This is a genomic window from Archangium lansingense, from assembly GCF_026626635.1.
Lineage (GTDB): Bacteria > Myxococcota > Myxococcia > Myxococcales > Myxococcaceae > Archangium > Archangium lansingense.
In genome coordinates, this window is record NZ_JAPNKA010000001.1 from 13,031,842 (window position 1) to 13,057,695 (window position 25,854).

21 protein-coding genes are annotated in these 25,854 nt (G+C 67.7%); 9 read left to right on the plus strand and 12 right to left on the minus strand.

All coding sequences use genetic code 11. The annotated features are described in order from the left end of the window. Nucleotides 1-157: 157 nt before the first annotated feature. The gene (locus OV287_RS52485; RefSeq protein WP_267541631.1) at nt 158-1,768 is read left to right on the plus strand and encodes a DUF2380 domain-containing protein; all 1,611 of its coding nucleotides are present in this window, start codon (nt 158-160) and stop codon (nt 1,766-1,768) included. A 3-nt stretch (nt 1,769-1,771) separates the two neighbouring features. Beyond that, nucleotides 1,772-2,242: an NUDIX hydrolase gene (locus OV287_RS52490; RefSeq protein WP_267541632.1), complete on the plus strand. Its 471-nt coding sequence runs from the start codon at nt 1,772-1,774 to the stop codon at nt 2,240-2,242. A gap of 63 nt (nt 2,243-2,305) precedes the next feature. On the opposite strand, the gene OV287_RS52495 is transcribed toward OV287_RS52490, so the two are convergent. Together OV287_RS52495 and OV287_RS52500 are read right to left on the minus strand one after the other, a co-directional pair. After that, entirely contained in the window at nt 2,306-7,540 is a 5,235-nt protein-coding gene (locus OV287_RS52495) for a WD40 domain-containing protein (protein WP_267541633.1), read from the minus strand. A 9-nt stretch (nt 7,541-7,549) separates the two neighbouring features. Further along, nucleotides 7,550-8,557 carry a DUF3592 domain-containing protein gene (locus OV287_RS52500; RefSeq protein WP_267541634.1) on the minus strand — a complete coding sequence of 336 codons (1,008 nt, stop codon included), beginning with the start codon at nt 8,555-8,557 and terminating at the stop codon, nt 7,550-7,552. Between the two features lie 177 nt (nt 8,558-8,734). Between OV287_RS52500 and OV287_RS52505 the strand changes: the two genes are divergently transcribed. Then, a complete protein-coding gene (locus tag OV287_RS52505) occupies nt 8,735-9,358 on the plus strand; it encodes a hypothetical protein (protein ID WP_267541635.1) in 624 nt (207 codons plus the stop codon). A 121-nt stretch (nt 9,359-9,479) separates the two neighbouring features. Here the strand turns inward: OV287_RS52505 and OV287_RS52510 are convergent, their stop codons facing one another. Together OV287_RS52510 and OV287_RS52515 are read right to left on the minus strand one after the other, a co-directional pair. After that, on the minus strand, nt 9,480-10,094 hold the full coding sequence (locus OV287_RS52510; protein ID WP_267541636.1) for a glutathione S-transferase family protein: 615 nt from the start codon (nt 10,092-10,094) through the stop codon (nt 9,480-9,482). 107 nt (nt 10,095-10,201) lie between these two features. Further along, on the minus strand, nt 10,202-11,827 hold the full coding sequence (locus OV287_RS52515; protein WP_267541637.1) for an AmpG family muropeptide MFS transporter: 1,626 nt from the start codon (nt 11,825-11,827) through the stop codon (nt 10,202-10,204). A gap of 171 nt (nt 11,828-11,998) precedes the next feature. On the opposite strand from OV287_RS52515, the gene OV287_RS52520 reads away from it, so the two are divergent. Continuing rightward, on the plus strand, nt 11,999-12,307 hold the full coding sequence (locus tag OV287_RS52520) for a hypothetical protein (protein ID WP_267541638.1): 309 nt from the start codon (nt 11,999-12,001) through the stop codon (nt 12,305-12,307). A 44-nt stretch (nt 12,308-12,351) separates the two neighbouring features. After that, entirely contained in the window at nt 12,352-13,257 is a 906-nt protein-coding gene (locus tag OV287_RS52525; RefSeq protein ID WP_267541639.1) for a LysR family transcriptional regulator, read from the plus strand. Nucleotides 13,258-13,263: 6 nt separating this feature from the next. Here OV287_RS52525 and OV287_RS52530 read toward each other — a convergent pair whose 3' ends face one another. The 5 genes from OV287_RS52530 to OV287_RS52550 form a co-directional block, all read right to left on the minus strand. Continuing rightward, on the minus strand, nt 13,264-14,487 hold the full coding sequence (locus OV287_RS52530) for a multidrug effflux MFS transporter (RefSeq protein WP_267541640.1): 1,224 nt from the start codon (nt 14,485-14,487) through the stop codon (nt 13,264-13,266). A gap of 85 nt (nt 14,488-14,572) precedes the next feature. Next, nucleotides 14,573-16,306, minus strand: a complete 1,734-nt coding sequence (locus OV287_RS52535) for an ATP-binding protein (RefSeq protein ID WP_267541641.1) — start codon at nt 16,304-16,306, stop codon at nt 14,573-14,575. 138 nt (nt 16,307-16,444) lie between these two features. Continuing rightward, the gene (locus OV287_RS52540; RefSeq protein WP_267541642.1) at nt 16,445-17,230 is read right to left on the minus strand and encodes a M15 family metallopeptidase; all 786 of its coding nucleotides are present in this window, start codon (nt 17,228-17,230) and stop codon (nt 16,445-16,447) included. A gap of 45 nt (nt 17,231-17,275) precedes the next feature. Beyond that, nucleotides 17,276-17,494, minus strand: coding sequence for a hypothetical protein (locus tag OV287_RS52545; protein ID WP_267541643.1), 219 nt, complete (start codon nt 17,492-17,494; stop codon nt 17,276-17,278). A gap of 384 nt (nt 17,495-17,878) precedes the next feature. After that, complete coding sequence (locus tag OV287_RS52550; RefSeq protein ID WP_267541644.1) at nt 17,879-18,868, minus strand: NAD-dependent epimerase/dehydratase family protein; 990 nt, start codon at nt 18,866-18,868, stop codon at nt 17,879-17,881. Nucleotides 18,869-19,027: 159 nt separating this feature from the next. On the opposite strand from OV287_RS52550, the gene OV287_RS52555 reads away from it, so the two are divergent. Together OV287_RS52555 and OV287_RS52560 are read left to right on the plus strand one after the other, a co-directional pair. Next, nucleotides 19,028-19,609, plus strand: coding sequence for a TetR/AcrR family transcriptional regulator (locus tag OV287_RS52555; protein ID WP_267541645.1), 582 nt, complete (start codon nt 19,028-19,030; stop codon nt 19,607-19,609). 109 nt (nt 19,610-19,718) lie between these two features. Further along, on the plus strand, nt 19,719-21,674 hold the full coding sequence (locus tag OV287_RS52560) for a molecular chaperone DnaJ (RefSeq protein WP_267541646.1): 1,956 nt from the start codon (nt 19,719-19,721) through the stop codon (nt 21,672-21,674). 19 nt (nt 21,675-21,693) lie between these two features. Here the strand turns inward: OV287_RS52560 and OV287_RS52565 are convergent, their stop codons facing one another. Next, on the minus strand, nt 21,694-22,314 hold the full coding sequence (locus OV287_RS52565; RefSeq protein WP_267541647.1) for an LURP-one-related family protein: 621 nt from the start codon (nt 22,312-22,314) through the stop codon (nt 21,694-21,696). A 175-nt stretch (nt 22,315-22,489) separates the two neighbouring features. Here OV287_RS52565 and OV287_RS52570 point away from each other — a divergent pair, with 175 nt between their 5' ends. Both OV287_RS52570 and OV287_RS52575 read left to right on the plus strand, forming a co-directional pair. Then, nucleotides 22,490-22,987, plus strand: coding sequence for a nuclear transport factor 2 family protein (locus OV287_RS52570; RefSeq protein WP_267542589.1), 498 nt, complete (start codon nt 22,490-22,492; stop codon nt 22,985-22,987). A gap of 126 nt (nt 22,988-23,113) precedes the next feature. Next, nucleotides 23,114-24,271, plus strand: a complete 1,158-nt coding sequence (locus OV287_RS52575) for an Rpn family recombination-promoting nuclease/putative transposase (RefSeq protein ID WP_267541648.1) — start codon at nt 23,114-23,116, stop codon at nt 24,269-24,271. A gap of 144 nt (nt 24,272-24,415) precedes the next feature. Here the strand turns inward: OV287_RS52575 and OV287_RS52580 are convergent, their stop codons facing one another. Together OV287_RS52580 and OV287_RS52585 are read right to left on the minus strand one after the other, a co-directional pair. Next, entirely contained in the window at nt 24,416-25,387 is a 972-nt protein-coding gene (locus OV287_RS52580; protein ID WP_267541649.1) for an NYN domain-containing protein, read from the minus strand. 97 nt (nt 25,388-25,484) lie between these two features. Continuing rightward, nucleotides 25,485-25,853, minus strand: coding sequence for a response regulator (locus tag OV287_RS52585; RefSeq protein ID WP_267541650.1), 369 nt, complete (start codon nt 25,851-25,853; stop codon nt 25,485-25,487). Nucleotide 25,854 lies beyond the last annotated feature (1 nt).

A 25,854-nucleotide genomic window follows, 5' to 3' on the forward strand; every position in this document is an offset into this window, starting at 1 on the left:
GTTGCACGGGCAGGACTTACGGCCCGGACTCGCGAGCGGACGAAAGATGCCTGTCAGGTTGGACTGCGGACCCTATGACACGGGGTGTCTCTGGCCTGCGCTGTCCGGATTTGTCGTGAGCAATCGCTAGAGTGGGCGGCACCCTTTGGAGGCGCCGATGCCGTCCACGCTGCTGGTGTTGCTGTCGCAGGCGGAAGCGCCGGGAAACCCGCCCGCCGAGGAAATGGAGCCACCACGGTCCGCTTCGGCTGCTGCAAGGTGGCGCTACCTCCCGCGACTGGAAGCCTCTGGACTGGCGCTGATTGCCCTGGCCCTGCTGTCCAACGCCTGTGTGTCGCTGACACCTCGACCCGGCCCGGAGCGAAGCCTGCGCTACACTCCGCGGGGCACCACCGGGCCCGCCGTCGACTCCCAGCCGCCCTCCCCTCTTGCGTCCGAGGCACCGGGGCGGCTTCACCACCTCCTTGGCTCCCGGGAGACGGTGACGGGGGTGGGCCTGGGCGGTGTCGACGCGGCTGAGGGTCAGAACGCCCTCGCTGCCCACCTGGCCTTTCACAAGAGCCTGGGCGAGGTGTCCGGCTCCACCCACCACATCTCCCGCGAGCTCTCCAGGCTCAGGACCAGCCACTTCGGCATCGCTGGCGCGGGCAACGGCCTCTTCGTCCGCTACGTCGACTACGGCGAAGCCCGGTTGCGGTGGATGGACGCCGAGCTCGCCTCCGCCACGGAGTTGGCCACCATCGCTTCGGAGATGGAGGACCCGGACATGCAGCTCGCCCTGCTGCGCCTCGCCGGCCCACGGTTGGAGGCCGCCATGATGGGCTCCCTGCTGCTGGCCGTTTGGGTTGACTTCCTCAGCCTCGCCGACGCGACGCTCTCCCGGCGCCTCTACAGCGAGGAGACGCTGTACGTGAAGATGGAGCGCTGGCGGAAGATGCTGGAGCCGTCCATGGCGGCGCTCTCGTCCCTGGAGCCGGAGCAGGTGGAGTCGGCAGCGGAGGACATGCCCGCCCTGGTAGGCCACCTCACGGGTGAATTCTCCGCACTCCTCGAGGCCCTCCACAAGGGGGCGAAAGTCCTCGAGACGGCGCTGGTGCTCAAGGAGTCCATGGAGGCGCTCACCATGATGTCGGCGCTGAAGTTCACATTGCCCGCGCTGCGCGCGGCGACTCCCGCCATGCTCGGCGTGAGCCTCATGGTGGGCCCCAGCGGAGTGATGATGGGGACGCGGATGGTGGTGTCCGCCGAGTGGGTGGAGATGATGCGCCAGTTGGTGCGCGCGGGCGTCCTCTCCGTGCCCGCCGTCGGCGCCGTGGTGCGGATTCAGGCAGGCCACGTGATGATGGCCCAGGGTCACGACGACCTGCCTCGGGGCATGCGTGAGGCGCTGGGCGATGCGCCCGAGGTGCGGGCCATGCGTGTGACGGGCAAGACGGGAGCCGGCATGGCCGAGCCCCCTCGTCATCACGTCATGCCGAAGGAGTTCCGCGAGTGGTTCGAGAAGCGCGGTTTCACCGGCAAGATGAGCATCGAGTGGTTCTGCGTCACGCTTCAACAGGCACACCACCAGGCGATACACGGTGGTGGTGACTGGAAGCTGGGGCGCAAGTGGCCCGGTGAATGGAACCAGATGCTCATCGAGGTATTGAGAAGAGCTGAGTCTAGAGCTGGCCGGATGTTGACGAGGAACGAGGTGCTGGAAATAGTCGCGGAGCGTATGGGGTTCTATGACATCCCGATGAACTTCGTTCGCTGTCGTGGGAAATGAGCGATGACCGACGGACGTTCCTGGGAGGGCAATTGGAGGGTGCGCTTGTACGAGCGGGTTCGTGAGCGAGGTTACGATTCGCTCACTGCCTTCGCGGAGGCACGCCCCACCGCCTCACTGATGGCGCTGGCCCGGGAGTTGGGTCCGGACGATCTCGCTGGCGTGCAGGTGTTCAGCGGACTGCTGGCCGAAGCGGAGCGGCGCAAGCAGGTCACACGCCTTGTGCGCGGCCAGCTGGTGCGAGAACTGTGGGCGTGTCTCCCAAACGGTTGGCCAGCCGTGCTCGACGATGCGAACCGCTTCAAGGTCGCCAAGGCACTCGGCGTATGGGTAACCCTCACCCCCGAGACCCATAAGGAACGCGCGGACAGGGCCGGTGATGCACTCCTTGCCACGCCACCTCCTCCAGGGTGGCGGCCTCTCGGGCCCGACGACGAGCTGCTGCTGACGCTCCTGCCCGACGAAGAAGCCTGAGCTTCACGCAGTCAAGGTCGCCGAGGAACTCGGATTGCTGCGACTCGAGCGAGCATCGACGGACTACAGGAACGGCACATCAGGGTCGAGGGGTGGCTTGCCCGTGAGTTCGGCGAATTCAGAGGGCTCGAAGCGGCAGAGATTGATGGCGCCATAGAGGCCAGTCGTGTCACCGCCGAGCTTGTAGCGGCCATCTGGGGTGAATGCGGCCCAGCCACCGGGGAGGTGCGCGTAGGAGATCTCCTTCTGGCCGGTGGCGACCTCCCACAGCACCACGAGTCCACTCACGAGGGCCACGGCCAGGTGGTGCCCATCCGGCGAGAAAGCGATGCTCGTGACCCAGGCCGGATGCTCCAGGCGGCGTTGCTCCTCGCTGCCGGTGCGCACATTCCACAACCGCACCGTCTGGTCGTCGGAACCGCTAGCGAGCCACTGCCCGTCCGGCGAGAACGCCACGCTCTTGACCCAGTCCGAATGCGCCAGGAAGCGGCGCAGCTCTTTGCCGGTGCGTACGTCCCACAACCGCACCGTATGGTCGCCGGAACCGCTGGCGAGCCACTGCCCGTCCGGCGAGAACGCCACGCTCGTGACCTGAAACGAATGGCCCTGAAAACGAAGCAACTCGCTGCCAGTTCGCACGTCCAACAGCCGCACCGTCTTGTCGGAGCAAGCGCTGGCCAGCCGCTGCCCGTCCGGTGAGAACGCCACGCTCGCGAACCAGCCTGAATAGCCTTGAAAACGGCGCGGCTCACTGCCGGTGCGCACGTCCCACAGCCGCACCGCTTGGTCGGAGCAACCGCAGGCCAGCCACTGCCCGTCCGGCGAGAATGCCACGCTCGCGACAAAGATTGCATCGTCCTTGAGACGGAGAATCTCGCTACCGGTGGCCACGTTCCACAGCCGCACCGTCATGTCCTCGGAACTGCTGGCCAGCCACTGCCCGTCCGGCGAGAACGCCACGCTCGTGACATGGGACGAATGGCCCTGAAAGCGGCGCAGTCTCCTGCCAGTGCGTACGTCCCATAGCCGCACCGTGTGGTCGTCGCAGCCACTGGCGAGCCACGTCCCGTCCGGAGAGAACGCCACACTCCTGACCCAGTCTGAATCGCCCCGGAGACGATGGCTTTCGTTGCCGGTGCGCACGTCCCACAGCCGCACTGTCATGTCCTCGGAACCGCTGGCCAACCACTGCCCATCCGGCGAGAACGCCACGCTCGCAACACTGTGCAAATGACCCTGGAGGCGGCGCATCTCACTGCCGGTGTGCACATCCCATAGCCGCACCGTTTTGTCAGAGGAACCCGTGGCGAGCGACTGTCCATCCGGTGAGAAACCCACGCTCGTGACATGGGACGAATGGCTTCGGAGGCGGTGCACCTCTCTGCCGGTGCGCAGGTCCAACAGCACTACCGTCTGGTCGTCGGAACCACTGGCGAGCCACTGCCCGTCTGGCGAGAACGCCACGCTCTTGACCCAATCTGAATGGCCCTGGAGGCAGCGAAACTCCTTGCCGGTGCGCGTGTCCCATAGTCGCACCGTGTAGTCGTAAGAACCGCTGGCGAGCCACCGGCCGTCCGGCGAGTAGGCAATGCTGGTGACATTGAACGAATGTCCCTGGAGACGGTGCAGCTGACTGCCGGTACGCACGTCCCACTGCCTGACTGTCTGGTCGGAAGAACCGCTGGCGAGCCACTGCCCATTCGGCGAGAACGCCACGCTCGTGACATTGGACGAATGGCCCCGGAGACAGTCACGCTCTCCTCCGGTGTACACGTCCCACAGCCGCACCGTCATGTCCTCAGAACCGCTGGCGAGCCACTGCCCGTCTGGCGAAAACGCCACGCTCGTGACAGGGCATGAATGGCCCTGGAGACGGCGTAGTTCCCTACCGGTGCGCACGTCCCATAACCGGACCGAACCGTCTGAATGTCCCACCGCGATCCACTCACCGCTGCTGTGGAATGCCACGGCCCTGCACACCGCCAGGGAGGAAACGAAGACCCCTTCCCCTGGGCGCTCAGGTCGGGCGGAGGCCGCACCCGTGAATCGAGCCTGGCCCGAGGCGGTATCCAAGTTCGCGCCGAGGAGATTGGCCCCAACGAAACTCGCACCGTTGAGGAGCGCATCCAGGAACGAGCCGTCCACGAGCTTCGCGAAAGTGAAATCCGCTCTCGAGACATCGGCTACATCCAGCACCGCTCCCTTAAGGTTGGCACGAAGCAACTTCGCTCCGTGGAGCACCGCCCCTGTGAGTTGGGCTCCCTCGCAGTTGGCGGAGGCCAGCACCGCGTCCGAGAGGTCGGCGTCCTCGAGGTTCGCCTGGGTGAGATTGGCTCGCTCCAGCACCGCGCCCCGAAAGGAAACGCCTCGCAAATCAGCGCCGCGGAAGTTCGTGTCCACCAGCACCGAGCGCTCGAACCGGGCCTTGCGGAGATCCTCACCCGCGAAGCTCCGTCCCGAATGATCCTGGCCCGAGAAATCAATCGGCGAGAGGGCTTCGCCCAACGAGCGAAGCACCTCGGTGGCGTTGATGACCAGGTTCTCCCCTGGCTTACCAGCCAGCACGCGGCGGGCCCACTCGCTCGCTCGCGCCGGGCCCGCGAGCGCTGTGAAGAACGCGATCATGAGCGCCGACATCGTCTGGTGTGAAAGCAGTGCCCCCGCACTGGCTTCTCCGGAAGCCTCGACCCCCTGGGCCGCCGCGTCGGCGACCAACCATTCCATGACCGACTGATGGATGAACGAAAAGGCGCCCTTGTCGTCGCGCACCAGCAGCGTGCCCGAGCCAACATCGTGCCCCGCGGAGTGGGCATCCATCGGCTGTTCCTGCCGGCTCACCAATTTCGGCAGTGCCCTCTGGGCGATCGCCGGCAACTCCTCCACGGCCACCGTGCGCTGCAGCCGCTGCCACAGCACGAGCGCCACCTCCCGCGCGGCCACCCACCGCTCCTGCGTCGCGAGTCCCTGGCCCAGCTTGCGATCCGTCTCGCCGCCAAGCCATCTCTCCATCAACACCCGGTATAGGGACGCCTCAGTGATGACCCCCGATTTCGCCTTGGCCTCGCGGAGCTCCTCCTCGGGAATGTCGACGATGAACGAGAGCATCCGCGGGTTGGCCGCGAGAGAAGCCAGATCCTTCACCTCGTCGAGCAATGCCAGCCGAGCCTCGGCCCGGGCCCGGTCGCCGAGGAGTTTCTCCAGGAGCTCGAGGATCTGCGAGCGCTCGAAGGGCAACAGCTCGGCGACCGTGTAGCGGATGCCGGCGCCCTCGAGCCGCCGGCCGAGACCCGTCGCCTCACCCCGGTCGCGGAAGTGCTGTGTGCGGCTCGTCGCCACCACGCGGGCCCGGTCGCGAGCAGCCTGGAGCAGCGTCTCGAAGTGGGCCGTGGCGCGCTCGTAGGAGACGCGCAGCGCCAGCTCGTCATAGCCGTCGAACAGAAGCACGATCTGCCCGTCGGCGAGCATGTGGTTGAACGCCCTGGAGCTCGGCGGCCGGTCCCAGCCCTTCTTCTTGAAGTGACTGGTGACGAGCACGTCGAGCTGGTCGGTCTTCTCCAGGTCGCGCATCTCGATGCGGATCGGTGTCGGCGCGCCGGGCAGGAGCGCGAGGCGCTGGGTCAGCTCGCGCAGGAGGAAGGTCTTCCCCGTGCCGAACTCCCCGAGCAACAGCACGAAGTGGCCCCCCTCGTCGGCCGTGACGAGCCGCTCCACCTCGGCCAGGGCGTCGGTCTTGACTTCAGAAGACGGAGGAAACCTCAGTCGCTGCTTCACGTAGAGGCGCGGCGGGTAGCTCCTGTTCGTCCCGCTCTCACTGCGCAGATCGTCCAGCTCGCTCTCGACATACGCGCGGAAATCGATGAGTCCCCGGTACTCGATGAGGCTGGTGAAGTGGATGCGCCTCCGCCTGGCTTCGCGCACCAGCGCCGGATCGAGCGGCTCCCGGTGGTCCACGACCAGCACCGAGCGCACACCGGGATCGGCATCGACGTAACGCCGGTGAAGGGCCTTGTCGAAACGATCGAGCACCTCGCGGGTACAGGCCTCCGTAGTCACGGCGACGGGATACAACTCCGGGATGTCCTCTCTCGTCGTGCCGACACGCAGGTAGTCGCCCCAGAGGGGCTCGGAGAGCCGCTCGATGCGGGCCTCGTCACCGAGACGGAGCTCGCACAGCACCTTCACGCGCGCGAGCAGGTCGTCATGGGGTTCCCGGCGTCCGGTGGCATGACGGAGGTCGGCGCCAGGCTCGAGGTCCCAGGAACGTCCCCGGTCCGAGGCCGAAGCGCGCCGGAATCGGGAGAGCACCTCGAAGGCAAAGGCGGCCGCATGTGCCGCGGCGCGAGGTTGGCTACCCGCCGCATCGGCCTCCGCCTTTCCGGCGAGCAGATCGGAGATGCCGCGCACCACCAGCGCCTCCACGTCCTGCCTGTAGGCCGCGGCGAGAAAGCCAATCCCTTCCATCTCGACCGCAAGGCTGTCGCTGTACTGCCGTGTGAGGAACTGGGCGACCACTGTCTTCTGGCCCGCCACCACCTTCTCGCCCGCGGCGAGGGGCCCGATGAAGACCTGGGGCTCACCGCCGGTTGCCGCCTGGAGGCGCCGTCTCCACTCGTCCTTGCGTGCGTCCGCACGGGCTCGTTGCAGCAGGGCGTACGTCGCGCGGTGCACGTCCGGGCGCGGCAGGAACCCCTCCTCCAGGTCCTTGCCACGCTCATAGCCGTAAACCTTGTCGGCCACGACGACGTCGCCGAGCTTCACGTCCTTCACGCCCCCCGCGACGCCGACGAACAGGATGACCTGGGGCTCGAACCAGGTAAGCGCCCGCTCAGCCTCGACGGCGGCGGCCGTATTGCCCTCTCCGGTCTCGACGAGGAGAACCTCCCACGTCTCGTCCTCCACCCCGAAGAAGCCGCGCTCGTAGACGGTGCCCGCCGGGTGGGTCTCCTCACGGAGCTCACCGAGGTACGTGCGAACGGCCTTGTATTCGAGTCCCAGCGCGGTCAGGACGACAGCGCGGCGGACGGAGCCCTCGTGAGAGGCGTCGGAGCGGCTCGGCACGGAGGCGTTGAGGGCACTCGTCCGGGAGTCCTGGTGGAGCCTCTCGAGCTCCGCCTCGAGCCGCACCGTGTCACGGCCCGGCTGCTCGAAGTACCGCACCAACTCGACGGCGAGATGCGACTGAGGAGCCATTTCGCCAGAAACGACGCCCGGTGCGACCCCGAGCGCGAGAACGAGCTGGTTGAATCGCGACGGTGGCAGCGCCACCAGCCGTTCCACGAGATCCCGCCCCTTGGACATGGGGCGATCTCACCTGCGCTTGCGAAGTGGCGTCAATCTCTCTTCGAGCCACTTCACCAGGAACGTGGCCTTGTCCTCATCGTTCCACTCGACGAGGGCTTCGTTCCGGTACTCCCCCTGAGAGACGGTGAGCACGACGGTGGGGCACCAGACGGTCACGGGATCCCCATCGCCGTCCTTCTTGGTGCGCGACTCGACGAGGAAGGACTTCACCTGGCCCCACGGCACGTCGAGCCGGTCCACCCGGTCGGGCCCCACCGGCAACGAGAGCCTCCGGTTCGGCTCGTCGACAATCAGGTCGTACGCGCCCGAGTCCAGCTTCACGCGCTGCCTCCTCGCGAAGTACACGCCCGCCGCGATGACCGCGACCCACGTCAGCACGGCGGTGACCATCGACGGATTGGCCCCCGTCGCGAAGGCCACCACGAAGATGGACAGGAAGGAGGCGCCACCAAAAGCCAGGACTCCGGCGGCTCCCGCGCTCATGCCATCCAACCGCACGTGCACGCGTCCATCGCGCATGAAGGCCCCCACCCCTTCATCCTTCTTGCGCAGGGAGTACACCGCCCCGTACCACCCCGCGAGCATCACGAGGTTGAACGGGTTCATGAACAGCAGCAGGAAGAGATCCATCCCCTGCACACCCGTGAGCAGGACCGCATCGCCCGGCGCCTCCGGGTGGTGGAACACGGGGACAGTGGCGCCCACGGTGAAGTGTCGCGCCGCTTCGGCCGACGGGCTGCTGCTCGAGCTGCCCCACGCGGAGTAGCGGTAGCGGGTGCCCTCGTACCGCTGCCCGTTGACTTCATAGGAGTAGCGCACCTCGAAGCGGTAGGTGGTGCCATCGCTGTCGGAGTTCTTCACCACCTGGCTGTGCGTGATGGTGCCGGGCACGTGGGGATAGGACCTCGCGAGGGTCTGGCGCGTGATGCCGTACAGAATCACCCCATCGAACACCAGCGTCAGGGCCGACCAGGCGAGGAGGAACAACACGAGCACGGCATTCAGGGCGCCCATGGGCCCATCCTAGTCCGGGGCAACTCCCGGGAAGGAGCTCCCCCTCACTCCGAGCAGGAGGAGCGTCTCACCTGGAGTTCATGGATTCGGGGCTCAAGAGGCTCGAATAAATCCCCCGAGGCTCCGTCTGGAGGGGTGTTGACGGGAACGACACCCCCCCAAAAAAGGATGAACACCATGAACCGCATTTCTTCCGCCCTTCTCGCCTCGCTCCTTCTCGCTGGCAGTGCCCAGGCTCAGCAGTGGGGCCACTCGGGCGAGCGTGGGCAGAACCGCCAGGAGGACCGCTCGAACCGGCGCGAGCTCCGGGACGACCGGCGCGATGTAGTTGAGCTGGAGAACGTGCTGTCGCGCTTTGACCGGGCGTGGCAGCAGCAGGACGAGCACGAGATGTTGTCGGTGGAGAACAAGCTGCGCGAGGTGCTACGCAAGGAGCTGGCGGAGAGCCGTATCGAGCTGGAGAAGGACAAGCGCGAGGTGCGTCATAGCAACCGGGAGGTGCGCCGGGACCGGAACTGGGGCCGGAGGGCGGATGACCGGCGCGACCGGCGGGACGACGTGAGGGACGCGCGCGTCGAGGCGGCCACGCTGCAGACGCGGATGGCGATTGCCCGGGAGCTGAACTGGGTGATGGGCAACCGGAACTACTCGGACCTGCAGCGCCAGCGCAACCTCATCGTGCAGCTCCTCCAAATCGCGCAGCAGGAGGTGCACCAGACGAAGCAGGAGATTCGCGAGGACCGGGGCGAGCGGCGCGAGGACCGTCGCGAGGACCGTCGCGAGTCGCGTCACCGCTGGTAATCAGCGAGCCGCCAGCAACACCCGAGCAACACACTCCCTCTCCCCTCGGGAGAGGGTCGGGGTGAGGGTATCCGGGCCGCGAGTTGAACCCGTGAAGACCCCACCCCGGAACCCTGCCGAACTACATGGGAGGCAGGGACTTGCGGACGCTCTCGCGGGACTCCATGCGAGCGACCCAGGCCTTCACGTGGGGGAAGGCCTCGAGGTCCACGCCCATGGGGGTGCGCAGGTACAGGGCGGAGACGAGGGAGAAGTCCGCGAGGGAGAGCTTCCCGCAGAGGAACTCCTTACCGTCGAGCGCCTTCTCCAGCACGCCGAGATCGCGGCGGACCTTCTCCATGCCGGCGGCGTACTTCGCCTCGTCCTTGGCGCGGCCGAAGAACTTCGCGTAGACGGTCTCGCCCATCACCTCATTGGCAGAGGGGCCGAAGGTGGTGGCCTGCCACTGGAGCCACTGCTGCACCTGGGCCATGCCGCGCGCGTCAGCGGGAAGCAGCCCGCTCTCGGGCTTCTTGGCGGCCAGGTAACAGAGGATGGCGTTGGACTCCCAGAGACAGAAGCCCTCGTCGTCGAGGGTGGGGACCTTGCCGTTGGGGTTACGGGAGAGGAACTCGGGAGACTTGTGCTCGCCCTTCATCATGTCGACGGTGACGAAGGTGACAGGCAGGCCGAGCTCGTGGACGACGGCGCGGACCTTGAAAGCGGCACTGGAAAACGGATGCTCGTAGAGCTTCATGGAGTGGGTTCTCTGTCGGGAGGGTACGGCTGTAAAGCGGGCGCACCCTACGACAAAGCAGGTCGGGCCCCAAACATCAGGGGCCGGACCCGCCTCGGAGAACGCGCTTACTGCCCGGCGCCGGGCGCGGAGGACTGGGCCTCCTGGTCGGGGATGTAGAAGGCGCCGGAGCGGGCGGCGATCACCGCCGCGGTGAGCAGGCCCACCATCACTCCGAAGATGACGATGCTGGCGAGCGTCACCCAGTCGCCGATGGAGGCGGGGTGGAACAGCGCGGTCAGGGCCGAGCCGAAGTCGAAGCCCGCGGTGGGCTTCGTTCGCACGGCCTGCATCGCGGAGAGGAGCGCCGTGGTCAGCCCGCCTCCCACGATGCCCGCCACGCCCGTGAGCACGGCGGTGAGGGCCAGCGCCGAGCCACTCACGGCCCGGGCCACGGGCCGGCTCTGCACCTCGAAGTTGGGGTCCTTCACGCCCAGCGGCACGAAGCGCGCAAGCAGCACCAGGCCAGGGATGCCCGCCACCATGGAGAGCCAGAAGAACTGCTCCCAGCCCATGGCGTACACGGAGAAGCCGCTGATGGGGCCAGCGAGGACGCGGGGGATGGAGAAGAGGCTGGAGAGGAGCGCGAACTGGGTGGCGGAGAAGCGCTTCTGCGTGAGCCGCATGAGCAGCACGCCGAAGGCGCCGGTGCCCAGGCCCTGCGTCACCTGCTCGAAGCCGATGGCGCCATACATGAGGGCCACGTTGGGCTCCCCGGCGCGCGCCACGAGCACGTAGCCGATGTTGGAGACGATCTGCACCACGCCGAACACCCAGAGCGCGCGGCCCAGCCCCAGCACCGAGGTCCACGCGCCGCCAATCAGCGTCCCGGCGATGGTGCCCACCAGACCGATGGTGCCGAGCGCCACGCCGCGGTGCACGTCGCTGTAGCCCATGTCCACCAGGAAGGGGCGCAGCAGCGAGCCACCGAGGTTGTCCGCCAGCTTGTAGAAGAAGACGAAGGCGAGGATCTCCAGCGCCCGGTGCCGGGTGAGGAAGCCCACGAAGGGGTACCAGACGGCGTCCTTGAGGGACTTGGGCGGGGTGAAGCGCTCCTCGGGCTCGGGGGCGAAGCGGCTGATGAGGAGGATGGGCAGGTAGAGCACCGCCAGCCCGATGACGACCAGGCGCCAGGACACCCAACCCGTCAGGGTGATGGCCGCCGAGCCGGCGATGAACATGGCGGCGCGATAGAGCGCCACACGCGCGCCCACCGCGATGCCCTGCTCCTCCTTGCGCAGCACCTCCACCGCATAGGCGTCGATGGCGATGTCCTGGGTGGCCGAGGCGAACGCCACCGCCATGGCGAGCGCGCCCACCACCCAGGCCGACTCGGGGTGGCCGCCCATGCCCGCCAGGGCCAGAGTGGTGGCGAACAGGGCCACCTGGGCCACGGCCATCCATCCACGCCGCCGGCCCCAGAAGGGCGGCACGTAGCGGTCCATCAGCGGGGACCAGAGGAACTTGAAGGTCCAGGGGGCCTGGGCCAGGGTGACGAGTCCCACCACCCGGATGTCCACGCCGTTGCTGCGCATCCAGTCGGGAATGGCGATCCACACCAGGCCCAGGGGCAAGCCCGACGAGAACGAGAGCAGCGTCACCGCGGCCGTCCGCCACGAGGCCATGGCCATGGCCAGACTCTTCAAGGTCCCCGGACGCTTCGCGGGCGCCTCGCTCTTCACCCCATCACTCATGGCGGGCACTATACCCAGCGACGCTCGGCGTCATAGGAAACCCGCACACGCCAGCCTGGAGGTCTGCCAGCCCGTGGACAAGCCGCCCCGCCCGCCCTCCGAGCGGGACTCCGGGCTGTGTTGCCGCCTGAAGCCGACGTCATGACCGTTGGGTATCGGAGGGATTCCACCATGGCGAACCAAGACAGACGGCCGCCTCCTCAGCCCGCCGAGGACATGTTCGGCCGGCCTACGGACGTGCGGCAGGCAACACCCGAGCGCGAGCCCACTCGGGAGCGGCAGGGGGCCCATCAAATTCCCCACCACGAGCCGCAGGACGACTTCCACAAGCACTGCGAGCAGGAGGCCGAGGAGGAAGTGGCCTGTGGTGGTGTCGGCGAGCTTCCGGACGGGGATGGCGTGCGGAGTGACCGCGGGACCAATCCACTTCCCGACAGCTACTGGGCGGCCTACCCTGGCAAGAAGCCAGACGAGGGCTAGGCGTCGGCACGAGGCCCGCGAACTGTTCTGGCAGGAGAACAATCGTGGGCGCCTCCTTGGACGACCTCGTGGCGATGACCGTGTTCGCGCGGGTCGTGGAGGCCCACTCCTTCTCGGGTGCCGCGGCCCGGCTGGGCCTGTCCAAGTCTGCGGTGAGCACCCGCGTGGCCGCACTGGAGAAGCGGCTGGGCGTGAGGCTCCTGCAGCGCACCACGCGCCGGCTGTCCGTCACCCATGAGGGAGCCCGGCTCTACGAGCGCTGCGCGCACCTGCTCTCGGTGGCGGACGAGGCCTCGGACCTGCTCGGCAACGTGGGCACCATCCCCGAGGGACTCGTGCGCGTCGTAGCCCCCGTGGGCCTGTCCCTGCACCCGCTGGCCTCGCTGCTGGAGAAGTTCTCCGAGCGCTACCCCCGGGTGCAGGTGGAGCTGACCGTGTCGGACCGGCGGCACATGGACCCGCTCTCCGAGAACATCGACGTCGCGGTGCGGCTCTTCCCGCGCCCCCACGAGCGCTCCCTCGTCGAGCGCCGGCTCGGCACGGAGAGGCCGCTCGTCTGCGGCGCTCCCCGCTACTTCGCCCGGCGCGCACCGCCTGGCACTCCGCACGACCTGGCCACGCACAACTGCCTGCGGATGAAGGACAGCCGGTGGACGTTCCGCATGGAGGGCCACCCCGTGGAGGTCCCCGTCTCGGGCACGCTCGTGGTGGACGACATCGCCGTGCTGCGCGAGGCGGCGCTCGAGGGGATGGGGCTGGCGCGGCTGCCGCGCTCGCTCGTCGACGCGGACCTGCGGGAGGGACGGCTGGTGTCGGTGCTCGACGCGTACGCGCCCGAGCCGCTCGTCATTACCCTCGTCTACCCTCCCCGCAAACACCTGCCCCAGCGGGTGCGCGTGTTCATCGACTTCATGACCGAGCACTTCCGCAAGCACTTCCGGGGAGAGTGAGGGCGCTCAGGCCGCGGAGGCGGCGGTGGGGGCCTCGTCCACCTTCCTCGAGGGCAGGCTCAGAGCGGCCACACAGGAGGCTCCGGCGCACGTGGCCATGACGGCGGCCATGGGGAGCATGCTCCCATCGTTGAGGAGCCCCACGCACGCCGAGGCACCCGCGGACACGGCGAACTGCATGGAGCCGAGGACGGCGGACGCCACTCCAGCCCGAGCACCATGCTCCTCCATGGCGAGCGCGGCGGCGTTGGGATTCACGAAGCCCATGCAGGAGAGGAACAGGAACAGGGCGGGGGCGAGCGTGAAGACGCGGCCAAGCCCCGACACGGCCAGCACCAGGAGGGTGGCCCCCATGAGGACCATGCAGAGCGAGGCCGTGACGGAGATGCGCTCGGGCGCGGAGCGGACCAGGAGGCGGCGGTTGAGCTGACTCGCGCCGATGATGCCCAGCGCATTCACCGAGAAGAGCCAGGCGAAGCGCTCCGGCGAGACATGGAGGAGCTCCATGAACACGAAGGGCGAGCCGGAGATATAGGCGAACATGCCGGCCTGGGCGAAGCCGCCGGCGAGCGTGGCGGCGAGGAAGCGCCGGTCGGTGAAGAGGATGCGAAGGTTCGCCCCGAGCGAGTTGGCTCCCCCAGGCTGTCCAGCGCGGGACGGCATGGAGGGAATCGCCACCAGCGTGAGCACCAGGGAGAGGGTGCCGAGCAGGGCGAGCACTCCGAAGATGGCGCGCCAGCCGGAGAAGGCGAGGACCTGCCCGCCCAGGAGTGGGGCGAGGATGGGAGCGGCGCCCATGATGAGCATGAGCAGGGAGAGCACGCGGGCAATCTCCCGGCCGCTGTAGAGGTCGCGCACGATGGCGCGGGCGATGACGGCCCCGGCGGCTCCACCCACCGCCTGGAGGAAGCGGAGCGCGATCAGCCAGTGGATGCTCGGCGCGAACGCACAGGCGGCGGAGGCGAGGATGTAGAGCACGATGCCGGCGATGAGCGGCTTGCGGCGGCCGAACCGGTCCGAGAGGGGGCCATAGGCGAACTGGCCAAGACCCAGGCCGGCCATGAAGGCAGCCAAGGTGAGCTGAACCAGGGAGGCAGACGTCCCCAGCGTCCCCTGGATGGAGGGGAGGCTCGGCAGGTACATGTCGATGGACAGCGGAGCGAACGCCGTCAGGGTGCCCAGCGAGAACAGCAACAGGGCGCGCTGCCGAGGAGAGGAAGGGGTGCTCATCGTGCCTCTGTAACGGCTGGCACGGCGTGCACCAAGACTGGCCAGGCGGAAACAGTGTTTCGCCAGGAGAACAATGGCCCAGGCCTTACGGAAGAGACTTCACCGTCCGAGGCAGGCGCACCCGGAAGACAGTTCCCTTCTCCCGGCAGCTCTCCACGCCGACGCTTCCGCCATGCGCCTCGGCGACGCCCCTCACGAGGGTCAGCCCGATTCCCCAGCCCTTCTTTCCACTGGTCTGCGCACTCTTCGTCCGGGAGAAGTACTGGAAGAGCGACTTCTGATCCTCGGCCGGGATGGGCTCTCCCCAGTTGTGCACGGCGAGCGCCACCTCGTCGCCCTCCTGCTTCAGGCTCACGGTCACCGGCCGCGTGGGGTCGCCGTACTTGATGGCATTGCCGCAGAGGTTCTCGAGGAGCCTGCGCAGGGCTCGCGCGTCCCAATCACCCTCGATCGACTCCTCCCCTTGGAGGAGGAACCGGTCCCCGTGAACGGTCGAGAGCTCCTCCAGCGTGCCGGCCACCAGCTGCCGGAGCTCGCCGGGAGACCGCTCGATGGGAAGCCCCTGGCCCGCTCGGATGCGGTTGGCATCCAGCAGGTCGGAGATCATCTGGTCCGCGCGATCGATGTTCTGCCTCACCCGGGCGGCCAGCGAGTAGACCTTGTCGGGCAGTTGGGGCTGACGAGGAATGAGCTGCGCGCTCATCTTCGCCGCGGTCAGGGGCGTGCGGAGATCATGACTGAGGGCGGACACGAACTGCTCACGCAGCTCCCTCTCCAGTCTGAGCTGCGACAGGGTGGCCTCCGCCTCTTCCCGGGCGAGCTGCTCGCTGTTGAGGATGCCCGCGAACATCTCCTCGGACTCCTTGCTCTGGGTGATGTCGAGCACGAACGCGACGTTCTTGGAACGCCCCTCGTCGATGAAGGCAACCCCCAGGAGGATCCAAACGACGCGACCATCCGGGAGGATGTATCTCTTCTCGTAAGGAGAGCAGACCCCATGGGGTGATTCGAGCATCTCCTTCGCCGCGGCCCTGTCCTTCTCCATGTCCTCCGGTGGAGTGATGGTCTCCCAGCGGACCTTGCCCGCGAGGACATCCTCCCGGGAAACGCCGATGAGCCGGGCGTAGTAGTCGTTCACGTCGTAGAGGCCGCCGTGGATGTCGCCGAAGACGATGCCAATCAGGTTGGACTCGAAGAGCCGCCGGAACTTGGTCTCGCTCGCCTTCAGACTCCTGCGCTCGGCATCGATCTCGTCTTGGAGACGCACGTTCTCCAGGGCCACCCCCGCCAGGGCCCGAAGCGCATCGAGCAGCGTCAAATCTTCCTGGGTGAAGGGCTGGTGGTCCTTCTTGTCGTGGAGCTCGAAACACCCCACCAGCTCTCCGGAGCGGTCGAAGAGGGGCAGGTCGATCAGGTTGTAGAACCCCCGGGCCTTCTGCAGCTCCGGCAGGACATGCTCATCGTGGGCCGGGTCGTTGGAGATATAGGGTTCCCCAGTGACCATCACGTGGCCGGGAACCCCCACGTTGGGCCCGAAGACGACGTTGCGCGGTTCGACGGTCCCCTCGTCTCTCCACAGGGACTCGACGATGACGATGCGGCCATCGACCACCTGGCCCCAGACACCTTCGGCCGCGTCTACAAGCTCCAGGGCCATCCAGACGAGCCGCCGCATGAGCTCCGGCCCCTGCATGGTCGAGTTGAGATCCCTCGCGGCGAGGGTCAGGAGCTCCAACTGCCGGTCGCGGAGCTTGAGCTTCGCCTGGGTCTGCCGCAGCTCCGATTCCAGCCGCTGGACACGGCGCTCCAGCTCCTCCACGGAGGAAGCCTCCCGATCCTTCCCGCTTCGAGTCCCCGCTGTGACCATCCCAATTTGGATAAGAATCCTTTCTGGCGGGCACCAGTCGGAAGGCTCAGGACTCGGGGTCGAGCACCAGACACTCAGACAATGGATTGTTCACCTGCACGCGCTATCCAGCAGCTCGGGCCGGTACTCGAAGTGCATGGTGTCGTAGTGGTACCAGCGCCCGCCCCAGATGAAGCCCTCGGCCTCGAAGGCGTCCACGATGACCTGGGGAATCTGGTTGGCCCAGCGCACCGGCTCCTTCGGCTTTGCCCACTCCCAATAGTGCGAGCGCTTCACGTTCACGTCGATGGACACCCCGTAGGAGTGCGCGCTCTGGCGGTTCGTGTTGGCGATCTTCCGCCACACGAAGGTGCCGCCCAGGTTCTTCAGGTACGGCCGTAGCGAGGGCTGCTTCTTCACCTCCGCATCGAGCCGCTTCGCCACGCGCTCGAAGGCCGGTGCCACCTTGCGGTTCACCTTCAGCTTCTGTCCCAGGAAGTCGATCTCCACCACGTCCACCTGAGCCTTGGTGGCGCCGTAGACCGCGTGGAAGAGCGGGTCGAAGCGGATGCGCCCCGGGTCCTCGTTCTCGCGAGACACCGGCACGATCGGCCCGGGGACATACGGAATGGAGAAGGTGTCCTCCAGGTCCGGGGACTCCAGCTTCTCTTCAAAGGATTTCGTCTTCCCGTCGTCCCAGGGATGCGTGGTCCCGGCCAGCTTGAAGTGCCACGCGCCGTCCACCTTCACCGGCTCCACCGAGTACCACTTCGCCAGGCAGGCCAGTGCGCGCGGAGGGGCGTCCGTGGGAGGCGAGACGGGGGTCTCGGCGCTGGCGCGGCTGGTGAGCGCGAGCGTGAGCACGAGGGCCCATGGACTGTTCGAGCGGAGTCTCATTCGCCTGAGGCGCCCAGGCACAGCAGGAGCAGGCCGAGCATCGGGCTACTTCTTCTTGGGAGTACCGAGCCGCTCGAGCGCCGCGGCGAAGCTCTTGCGCTCGGGGTTGAGCGGCGCGTTCATCTGGCGCTGCTCGCGCACGGAGGGGGCGGGGGACTCCGGGGCGCCCTCCAGCGCCTCCTTGTCGAAGCGGTCCTGCCCGCTGCCCACACGGCGCAGGGGCTGCGTGCCGTAGACGCGGCGATAAGGGTCTCTGCCAGCCATGGAGCTCCTCCGGGGAGTAGGGGTCCCCAGAGCATAGAGGAGATGAAGCGTCGGACTCCAGGAGGCCCCCGGGTGCCGCGGCCTCCCACTGAGCAGCTCACCGTGCGCGACGGGTGCTCTTGGGCAGGTGGACGATGAACTGGACCTCGATGATGCTCCCCTGACCGAGAAGGCCCGTGGTGCCCACAGCTGCTTGGGGGCGGGAGTCGATGCGAAGAGAACGAACAACAAGGTCGGGCCGAGCATCATCACTCCAGGTCTCTCATCAAAGTGAGTCCCGGGAACATGCGCTGACAACCTTCCCGTGGCCATTTCCCCTCGCCCTCCGGGAGAGGGACGGGGTGAGGGTATCGGGTGAACCCGGGTTGGACCCCTGTCCACCACTCATGAGGCCAGGGAGGGAACCGAGTGCGCAGCCGCGTCGCTCGCGCGCATCGCCTCCAGGGTGCGGCGGATGCCCTCTTCGTAGGGCGTCTTGTGCACCTCGCCCAGCAGGCCACGCAGCGCCGAGTCGTCCACGATCAGGGGCGTGGTGAGCAGGTAGTGCATCTCCACCAGCTCGCGCAGCATGGGGTCCACCAGGCCCAGCACGCGCAGCAGGGTGCGGTTGAGTGCCATCAACTTCGGACGCCGGCCCACCTCGGCGAACATCTGCTCAACCTGTTTCCGCTGGGTGGTGACGCCCGCGCCCCCGAGGTTCCACGTCCGCCCGTAGGCACGAGGCTCGTCCGCGAGCGCCGTCACCACCGGTCCCACGTCCGGCACGTAGACGAACTCGTGAGGAGGGTCGATGGGCCCGATGAGCTGGGCCCGCTTCCCATCGAGCGCGGCGCGGAAGGCCCCGTGGAGGAAGCTGCGCTCCACACCCGGCCCGTAGAAGTCCGGCAGCCGGAGAATCGTGGTCTGGATGGCACCCGACGCCCCCGCCTCGAGCACCACGTCCTCCTGCTCCTTGCGCATCCGCCCCTTGTACGTGTGGGGCTCGCGCGGATGCTCCTCCGTCACCCGCTCGGTGCGCGGACGGCCGAACGAATACAACGTCCCGATCAGCACCAGGCGCTGCACGCCCTCGGCGATGGCCCCCTCCAGCGTGCGGCGCATCAGCACCGGATGCAGGTGGAAGTCCGTGTAGGGCACGCCCACCATGTAGATGAGCGTGGAGACGCCTCGCGCCGCCTCGCGCACCGAGGCCAGGTCCTCCGGGTTCCAGGTGACGATCTCCGCCCGCGGATCCGCGCCGAACTCCCGCTGCAGCGACGACCGCGACCGGCCCACCACCCGATAGCTCCTCCCCTGGGCCCTCAACGCCTGCACCACGCTGTGCCCGATGGCTCCCGAGGCACCGAACAACGCCACCTTTCCCTGCTCGCTCATGTCCTACCCCTTTTCCGGAACGCCGGGCACTTTGTGAACATCGTTCACTGAACGCCGTTCATCTAATGATTGCCGTTCAAGTCGTCAAGTCCTACACTTCGGAGCATGGGGATTTCGGAGAGGAAGGAGCGGCAGCGGGCGGAGCTGCGGGAGAGGATCGTGAGTGCGGCGCGGGAGATGGTGGTGCGCGAGGGATTCGCCGCGCTGTCCATGCGCAAGCTGGCCGAGGCCATCGAGTACGCGCCGGCGACGCTCTACCTGCACTTCGAGAGTCGGGAGGACCTGGCGCGGGAGCTGAGCGTGCGAGGCTTCCAGCAGCTGCTCGAGTTCCTGGCGCCAGCGGCGCGGGTGGAGGAGCCCTTGGAGCGCCTCGCGGAAGTAGCGAGGGCCTACGTGCGATTCGGGCTGGAGCAGCCGGAGACATACCGGCTCATCTTCATGGAGGATCCGAAGCTCACCACGGCGCTGTTCGGCGAGGGCCAGGACGACCTGGGTGCAAAGGCCTTCGCGCTGCTGGTGAAACCTCTCGAGGAGCTAAAGGCGGGAGGGCGGCTCGCGGCGGACGCGGACACGCGGCAGCTCGCAGAGGTGCTGTGGGCCGGAGTGCACGGCATCGTGAGTCTCAAGCTCACCTGTGCGGGGTTCCAGGGCACCGCGGCGGACGTGCTCACCACCACGCTGGTCACCACCTTCTTCCACGGACTGCCGGGACTGACCGGAGCACAGCGTCCGCGAGGCTGAGCGGAGCCTGCCGTGGACGCTCGCCCTCAGGGCAGGCGAGTGTCCACTTGCGCTTGGGGCATTTACGGGCGATCACCCCGCCCTCGCGGTACCCTCAGTCCCCCGCCTCATGTCCTCCTCGTCGACAGCACCGCTCGCTCCCGAGTCGGCCCTGCTCCGCGTGGCGCCTCCCCCCGAGGAGTCGCCCCTGCGCCGGGCCGAGCTGCGCCTCCAGGAGCTCCTCGCTGAGATCGACTCGCTCGACACCGAGCTCGACTCGCTCAGCCTGGAGCTGCAGCGCTTCGCCCGCGCCTACGAGGACTCCCTCTCCGCCTCCTTCGAGGAAGTGAGCCGCTCCGAGCGTCTCCTGCGCCGGCTCCGCAACCTCCAGGACGCCGCCTCCGCCCTCACCCGTCTCCTCGAACAGCCTGCCCTCCCTCCGTCCGCGGATGATCCGAGCAAGCCCCCCGAGCGCTCCGCTCCGCCCCAGACCTCCGCGCGCCGCGCCACCGGGGCCGACTCGGAGCGTTCCGCCTTCGACGACGACGAGGACGAGGACACTTTCGAGGACGAGGAGCCACCCGAGGACGACACGCCCTCCGAGGAGGAGCTCCAGGCCGAGCGCGAGGACGAGGCCGTAACCCTCAAGCGGCTCCACCGCCGTCTGGCCCGGCTGCTGCACCCGGACCTCGCCCAGTCGGACGAGGAGCGCACGCGGCTCGACGCCCTCATGGCCCGCGTCAACGTGGCCTACGAGGCGGGAGACCGGACCACCCTGGAGCTCATCGCCGCCAAGGTGGGCGCGGGCGACACCGCCCCCGGCAACCTCACCGACGACGAGCGGCTGGCCCACCTCGAGCGCCGCATCCGCATTCTCTCCACCGCCGTCCACTCGCTGCGCCAGCAGCGCGAGAGCCTCCGCTCCACCGCCACCGCCCGCCTCTACGAGGAGGCGAAGCGCCGCGAGGCCGAGGGCCGCGACTACCTCACCGAGACGCGTACGGAGATGGACGAGGAGCTTCAGGGCCTCGCCCAGGATGCCCGCGCCCGCCTGCGCCAGCTCGAGCGCGCCGCGCGCACACTGACTTCCCTGAGGAACAAGCGCATGTCCACGCTCGCCGAGAACGTCAAGGGACGGAAGCTCCGTGCCTTCGATCCCGTGCAGGAGAGCCCCCTGGTGCGCCAGGGAGTGCTCCGCCTCGAGCGCCAGCGTGCCACGCCCGCCGCACGCGAGCTCGCCCGCCGCCTCGAGGACGCCGTCACCCAAGAGCCCTGGCAAGTGGCCCTCACCCTCATGGCCTTCTTCGCCGAGGCCGCTGGCCGTCCGCCTCCGGGGCTCGACACCAGCGAGGCCTGGGCCGAGCGTTACGAGCTGCTGCGGGAGCTCGACATGCCGGAGGCTCCCTCCTTCGATCAGGCCCTCACCCGGCTGCCGCGCCACCTGGAGCTCGGCATGCGGGTGATGAAGAAGGAGATTCGCTTCGGCCTCCAGCTTCGCGACGCCGAGCTGCTCGCCGCCGTGCCGCTGGCGCTCCAGCGTGCGGACGTGGCCGAGCGGGGCCGCTCCGTGCTCGCCATCATCGGCCCCCAGGAGCAGTGCAAGCGCTGCGGTGAGGAGGTGCTCCTCCAGCATCTGCTGCGCACCCGCGGGCTCGATGAGCTCAACGGCATGCTGTGCCCGCTGTGCGCCCACGTGCAGAAGAGCTACTGGCTCTACAGCCGCTCCGAGGGCCAGGAAGCCCTGCTGCCCCACGCGCTGCGGCTCGGCATCATCGTCGAGCAGGGCCTGCGGCTGGCGGGCACCACCATCGGCTTCCAGCTCCTCCCCGAGGAGCGCGAGACCCTCACCACCGCCCAGCTCCTTCAGCGCTTCGTGGACCTGTACCTCCAGCCCTATGGCGTGGAGGTGCAGCCCGCGCACCTGCGGCTCGTGCAACGCGGCAAGGTGCTCGAGCCCGAGGCGCTTGTAAGCCGGGGCGCCATCTCCTTGAAGCTGGAGCCCGAAGCCGGCACCTCCGAGAAGGAGGTGCTCGAGTTGCTGCGCTCGCGCATCGAGCGGCGCTTCCGTCCTGACGCCGCCCGATGAGCCCGTGAGCCACCGGGCCTCAGCCCTGCTGACGGCCCTCGATGGCGCACAGGAGGACTGCTGTCGCGATGCCCATGCGGCGATCCAGCCGGCCGGACGTGTCCGCGGAGAAGTCCAAGGCGATCTTCTGGATGAAGGGGTTGAAGTGCTGCCGGAAGGTGAAGACCGGGGCACCGCCCACCGCGCCCTGGAAGGTCTGCGGCACCAGGTTCGTCAGCAAGCGCCGGACGATCGCCAGCAGCATGCTGTCCTCCTGGATGGTGCCCACCTCCTGGTCGTTCACATCCAGGATGAGCCACTCGTCACGCAGGATGGACTTGAGGCCCTTGCGGCGCAGCGCGCCCACCTTCTGGCCCGTGGTGGCGTCCGTCACGTCGTACGTGGCGCTGATGTCGAGGATGTTGCGGGCCTTGATGGTGAGGACCTCCTGCTGCATGTCCTCGCCGGTGAAGACGCGCAGGTCCTCCTTGAGCTTGAAGGCCTTCATCTTCGAGTAGAAGGCGACGTTGCCCGCCTCGTCATAGATGTGGAAGGCGCCGCCGAAAATCTTGAAGAACTTGCGGCGGATCATGTAGCGGCTCTGGCCGAAACGGCCCTGGGCCAGGTCACTGTGCGGGCGCTGCTGAAGTGCGGTCGTCATGAAGGTCCCCCGGGAAACCGAGATTTGGGATGCGGGGTATAGCGCACTGCGCCAAAAAGGGGCTATTGCTACCGACCGGGGCGCCGAATTCGGAGTCGGCTGCGTCCGCAGGCGCGGGGTGGTGCCTGACGCCAGAACCTTGACCGGCCCATGAGCCCGCGCGCTCATGGCGCCCATGCCCACCGCTGCCCTGCTCTGCCTCGCCCTGCTGACCGCCACGCCCGATGCGGGGACTCCCGCCGCGACCACGCCCACCGCCGCCGTGAACGCCGTGCTCGATGACTGGCACAAGGCCGCCGCCCAGGCGGACGAGGCGCGCTACTTCGGCCACTTCACGCCCGACGCCGTCTACCTCGGAACGGATGCCACCGAGCGCTGGACGCGCGACGAGTTCCGCGCCTGGGCGAAGCCCTACTTCTCCAAGGGCAAGGCCTGGAGCTTCACCGCCGTGTCGCGTCACGTGAGCTTCTCGAAGGACGGCGCGGTGGCCTGGTTCGACGAGGCGCTCGCCACCCCCAACATGGGCCCGGCCCGAGGCTCGGGCGTGCTCGTGAAGGACGGGGGCACCTGGAAGATCGCTCAGTACAACCTCTCGATTCCCATCCCGAACGACTTGATGGATGACTTCAAGGCGCGCATCGAGGCCCACGCGAAGAAGCAGAAGGGCAAGTAGTCCGCCCTTCTCCCCCACGGTGTCAGACGATTCGCGCGGAGACGGTTTCCAGCCGCGTGGATGGTGCCCGGGCGCGGATTCCCTCTGTGCCAACGTTGGCCCGGCTCGTGCTCCAAGGCACCGGCCATGTCTGGGCCGCATGACCGCTTCATCCGCTACGTACTGGAGCACGCCGAGAGGGCCGCGGCCCTGCTGCGCACCTTGCTGCCCCCGGGTTTCACCGCCCGGGTGGAGTGGTCCACCCTGCGCAGCCAGCCCACGGCCCTCGTGGACACAGCCATCCGCGAGACCCGGAGCGACCTGATCTTCTCGGTCCGACTGCGCGGCAGCTCGCGCCAGGCCTTCATCCTTCTGGAGCACCAGTCCCATGTGGAGGGGCGCATGGCGGCCCGCATGCGCCAGTACGTGTCGCGGCTGCTCGACCGCTGGGAGCAGCAGCACCGGCACAGCAGGCATCCGCCGCTCATCCTCCCGGTGGTGCTGTACCACGGGCCACGGGGAGCCTGGACGGCACCGCTGCGCGTGGAGGAGTTGCTGGATGTTCCTCTGGGGGAGGCACGGCGGGAGGGGTGGCTGAAGCACCTGTTACGCCTGGAGTACGTGCTGTACGACCTGATGACCCACAGCGAGCAAGAGCTGAAGACGCTCGCCTGCCCGCCCCTGGTGAGACTGGCCCTGGTGTTGCTGCGCCTGGCGAGCACTCGAGAGTTGAACGGGCGGCTGACGCAACAGGTAGACCTGTTCAGGGAAGTCTACAGTTCTCCCCAGGGAGAGCGAGAACTGGGGGCGGTCATCCATTACCTTCGAGAGCGCGGGACGAAGGTGACTGGTAAAGTCACCCGGCAGGTGTTAGGTTGCGTGATGCGAGAGCAGCGAGTGGAGGCACTGATGTGGACGGAGGGACAGCGACTCCGAGCGGAGGGACGCCGGAAAGGACGAGCAGAAGGACTTGCAGAAGGGAGGGCCGAGGATGTGCTTCGGATCCTCGCCTCCCGAGGGGTGCGTGTGGATGACGAGTCCCGTCAGCGCATCCTGGGTTGCACCGACCTGACCACGCTCGACCTCTGGTTCGAGCGGGCCCTACGCGCCAAAAGCCTCTCGGACGTGCTGGGCGGCCCGATAACCAGGCGCCCTCACCATACGGAGCCTGCTGGTGCGGCCAGGAAGAAGACACCCGCCAAGTCCAAGAGAGTGGGCTCGCAGGCCAGAGCAGCGAGTGAAGGCACGGATGCGGACGGAAGGACAGCGACTCCGGGCAGAGGGCCGCGCAGAGGGACTGGCTGAGGCGGTACTTCGGCTCCTCGCGGCCCGCGGCCTGCGTGTAGATGACAAGTCCCACCAGCGAATCCTCGGCTGCACGGACCTGGCCACGCTCGACCTCTGGCTCGAGCGGGCCGTGCGAGCCCACAGTCTCTCAGAGGTACTGGCTCAGAAGTCGTCCACCGGATCCGGGTAGACCTCCTCCTCGTCCTCCTCCTCCACGGGACGAGCATTACGGCCCCGGCCCTTCGGCTCGGGCGTCGGCTCCAGGGGCGCCGCGTCCGGCGCCACCACGTACCACTGCCGGCCCTGCTGCACGCGCTTGAGCACCCCTTCGTGCTCCAAGGCCGTCAGCAGCTTGGTGAAGCTGGAGAAGCCGTGGTCGCGCTCGTCGAAGTCCGGCTCCTTGCGCACAAGGGCCTCCTTGATGAGCGACGGGTTGAGCGTCCCCGTGGTCCTCGCCAGCAGCCGCTGCACCACCTCCATCACACTCTCCGGCACCTCGACCTTCGACCCCTCGGCCTTCCCCTTGTGCCCGTGCGCCTGCTCCTTCCCCTGGCGCTCCCCGGCCCCGTGCCCCTTGCCGTGCTTGCCGCGACCCTTCCCCACCTCCTCCTGCTCGTGGGCGCGCTTCTCCTTGTCCTTCTCCGCCCGGGTGCGCGGCCGCAGGTAGATGAACTCGTCGCACGCCTTCACGAAGAGCGGGCTGGTGGCCTCCTTCACCGCGAGCCCGATGAGCTGCTTGCCGTTCTCTCGCAGCTTGTACGCCAGCGGGCAGAAGTCGCTGTCTCCCGAGGCAATGGCGAAGGTGTCGATGTGCTCGCGCGCATAGCACAGCTCCAGCGCGTCGATGACCAGGCGCATGTCCGCCCCGTTCTTCCCCGAGCGCGTCGACGGGGGCACGTCAATGAGCTCGACGCCGAACTCGTGCAGGTTGCCCTTCGCCTCCTTGAAGCGGGACCAGTCGCAGTAGGCGCGGCGGAACACCACCTTGCCCCGCTCCAGCAGTCGGTCCATCGCCGGCTGCAGGTCAAAGTTGCCGGCGGTGAACCCGGTGTTCGTCACCAGGTTCTCGAAGTCGAGGAACAGCGCGATGCGGTGCTGATTGTTTTCCAAGAAGCCCTCACGGGTGAGTGCCATCCTCCCCTACTCCAACCCGGGACGGCCCGCCGAGCATCCATGACCTGACCCCTCAGGTCCATAGTTTCAAATGCGTCCGCGGTGCGCACCCGCGCCCTCACGGCTTCGCCGGCCCCCCGAGCAACCGGCCCACTTCCAGCAGCAGTCGGTCAATCGTGAAGGGCTTGCGCAAAAAGGCCCGGGGCTGGCAGTCCCGGGGAAGGCTGGAGCGGGGAATGGCACTCATCATCAGCACCGGGATGTCCCGGAGCATGGAGTCACTCTGGAGGGCGTTGAGCAGCTCGCGCCCATCCATCACCGGCAGCATGTAGTCCAGCAGGATGAGGTCCGGCCGCCTCCCCGCGATGCGCTCCAGGGCCTCTTTCCCGTTGCTCGCGACGAGGACATGGAAGCCCTCTTCACTCAACAAGTCGTTGAGCGCTTCGGTGATGCCGACCTCATCGTCCACCACGAGGAGGGTCTTCACG

Bases quoted from the DNA above. Each gene is read 5' to 3' on its own strand.
- OV287_RS52515 (WP_267541637.1), bottom strand. From the start codon at position 11,827: ATGAGTGATGGGGTGAAGAGCGAGGCGCCCGCGAAGCGTCCGGGGACC.
- OV287_RS52550 (WP_267541644.1), bottom strand. From the start codon at position 18,868: ATGAGCGAGCAGGGAAAGGTGGCGTTGTTCGGTGCCTCGGGAGCCATC.
- OV287_RS52560 (WP_267541646.1), top strand. From the start codon at position 19,719: ATGTCCTCCTCGTCGACAGCACCGCTCGCTCCCGAGTCGGCCCTGCTC.
- OV287_RS52500 (WP_267541634.1), bottom strand. From the start codon at position 8,557: ATGGGCGCCCTGAATGCCGTGCTCGTGTTGTTCCTCCTCGCCTGGTCG.
- OV287_RS52490 (WP_267541632.1), top strand. From the start codon at position 1,772: ATGACCGACGGACGTTCCTGGGAGGGCAATTGGAGGGTGCGCTTGTAC.
- OV287_RS52485 (WP_267541631.1), top strand. From the start codon at position 158: ATGCCGTCCACGCTGCTGGTGTTGCTGTCGCAGGCGGAAGCGCCGGGA.
- OV287_RS52510 (WP_267541636.1), bottom strand. From the start codon at position 10,094: ATGAAGCTCTACGAGCATCCGTTTTCCAGTGCCGCTTTCAAGGTCCGC.
- OV287_RS52495 (WP_267541633.1), bottom strand. From the start codon at position 7,540: ATGTCCAAGGGGCGGGATCTCGTGGAACGGCTGGTGGCGCTGCCACCG.
- OV287_RS52570 (WP_267542589.1), top strand. From the start codon at position 22,490: ATGCCCACCGCTGCCCTGCTCTGCCTCGCCCTGCTGACCGCCACGCCC.
- OV287_RS52565 (WP_267541647.1), bottom strand. From the start codon at position 22,314: ATGACGACCGCACTTCAGCAGCGCCCGCACAGTGACCTGGCCCAGGGC.
- OV287_RS52520 (WP_267541638.1), top strand. From the start codon at position 11,999: ATGGCGAACCAAGACAGACGGCCGCCTCCTCAGCCCGCCGAGGACATG.
- OV287_RS52540 (WP_267541642.1), bottom strand. From the start codon at position 17,230: ATGAGACTCCGCTCGAACAGTCCATGGGCCCTCGTGCTCACGCTCGCG.
- OV287_RS52505 (WP_267541635.1), top strand. From the start codon at position 8,735: ATGAACCGCATTTCTTCCGCCCTTCTCGCCTCGCTCCTTCTCGCTGGC.
- OV287_RS52580 (WP_267541649.1), bottom strand. From the start codon at position 25,387: ATGGCACTCACCCGTGAGGGCTTCTTGGAAAACAATCAGCACCGCATC.
- OV287_RS52575 (WP_267541648.1), top strand. From the start codon at position 23,114: ATGTCTGGGCCGCATGACCGCTTCATCCGCTACGTACTGGAGCACGCC.
- OV287_RS52530 (WP_267541640.1), bottom strand. From the start codon at position 14,487: ATGAGCACCCCTTCCTCTCCTCGGCAGCGCGCCCTGTTGCTGTTCTCG.
- OV287_RS52545 (WP_267541643.1), bottom strand. From the start codon at position 17,494: ATGGCTGGCAGAGACCCTTATCGCCGCGTCTACGGCACGCAGCCCCTG.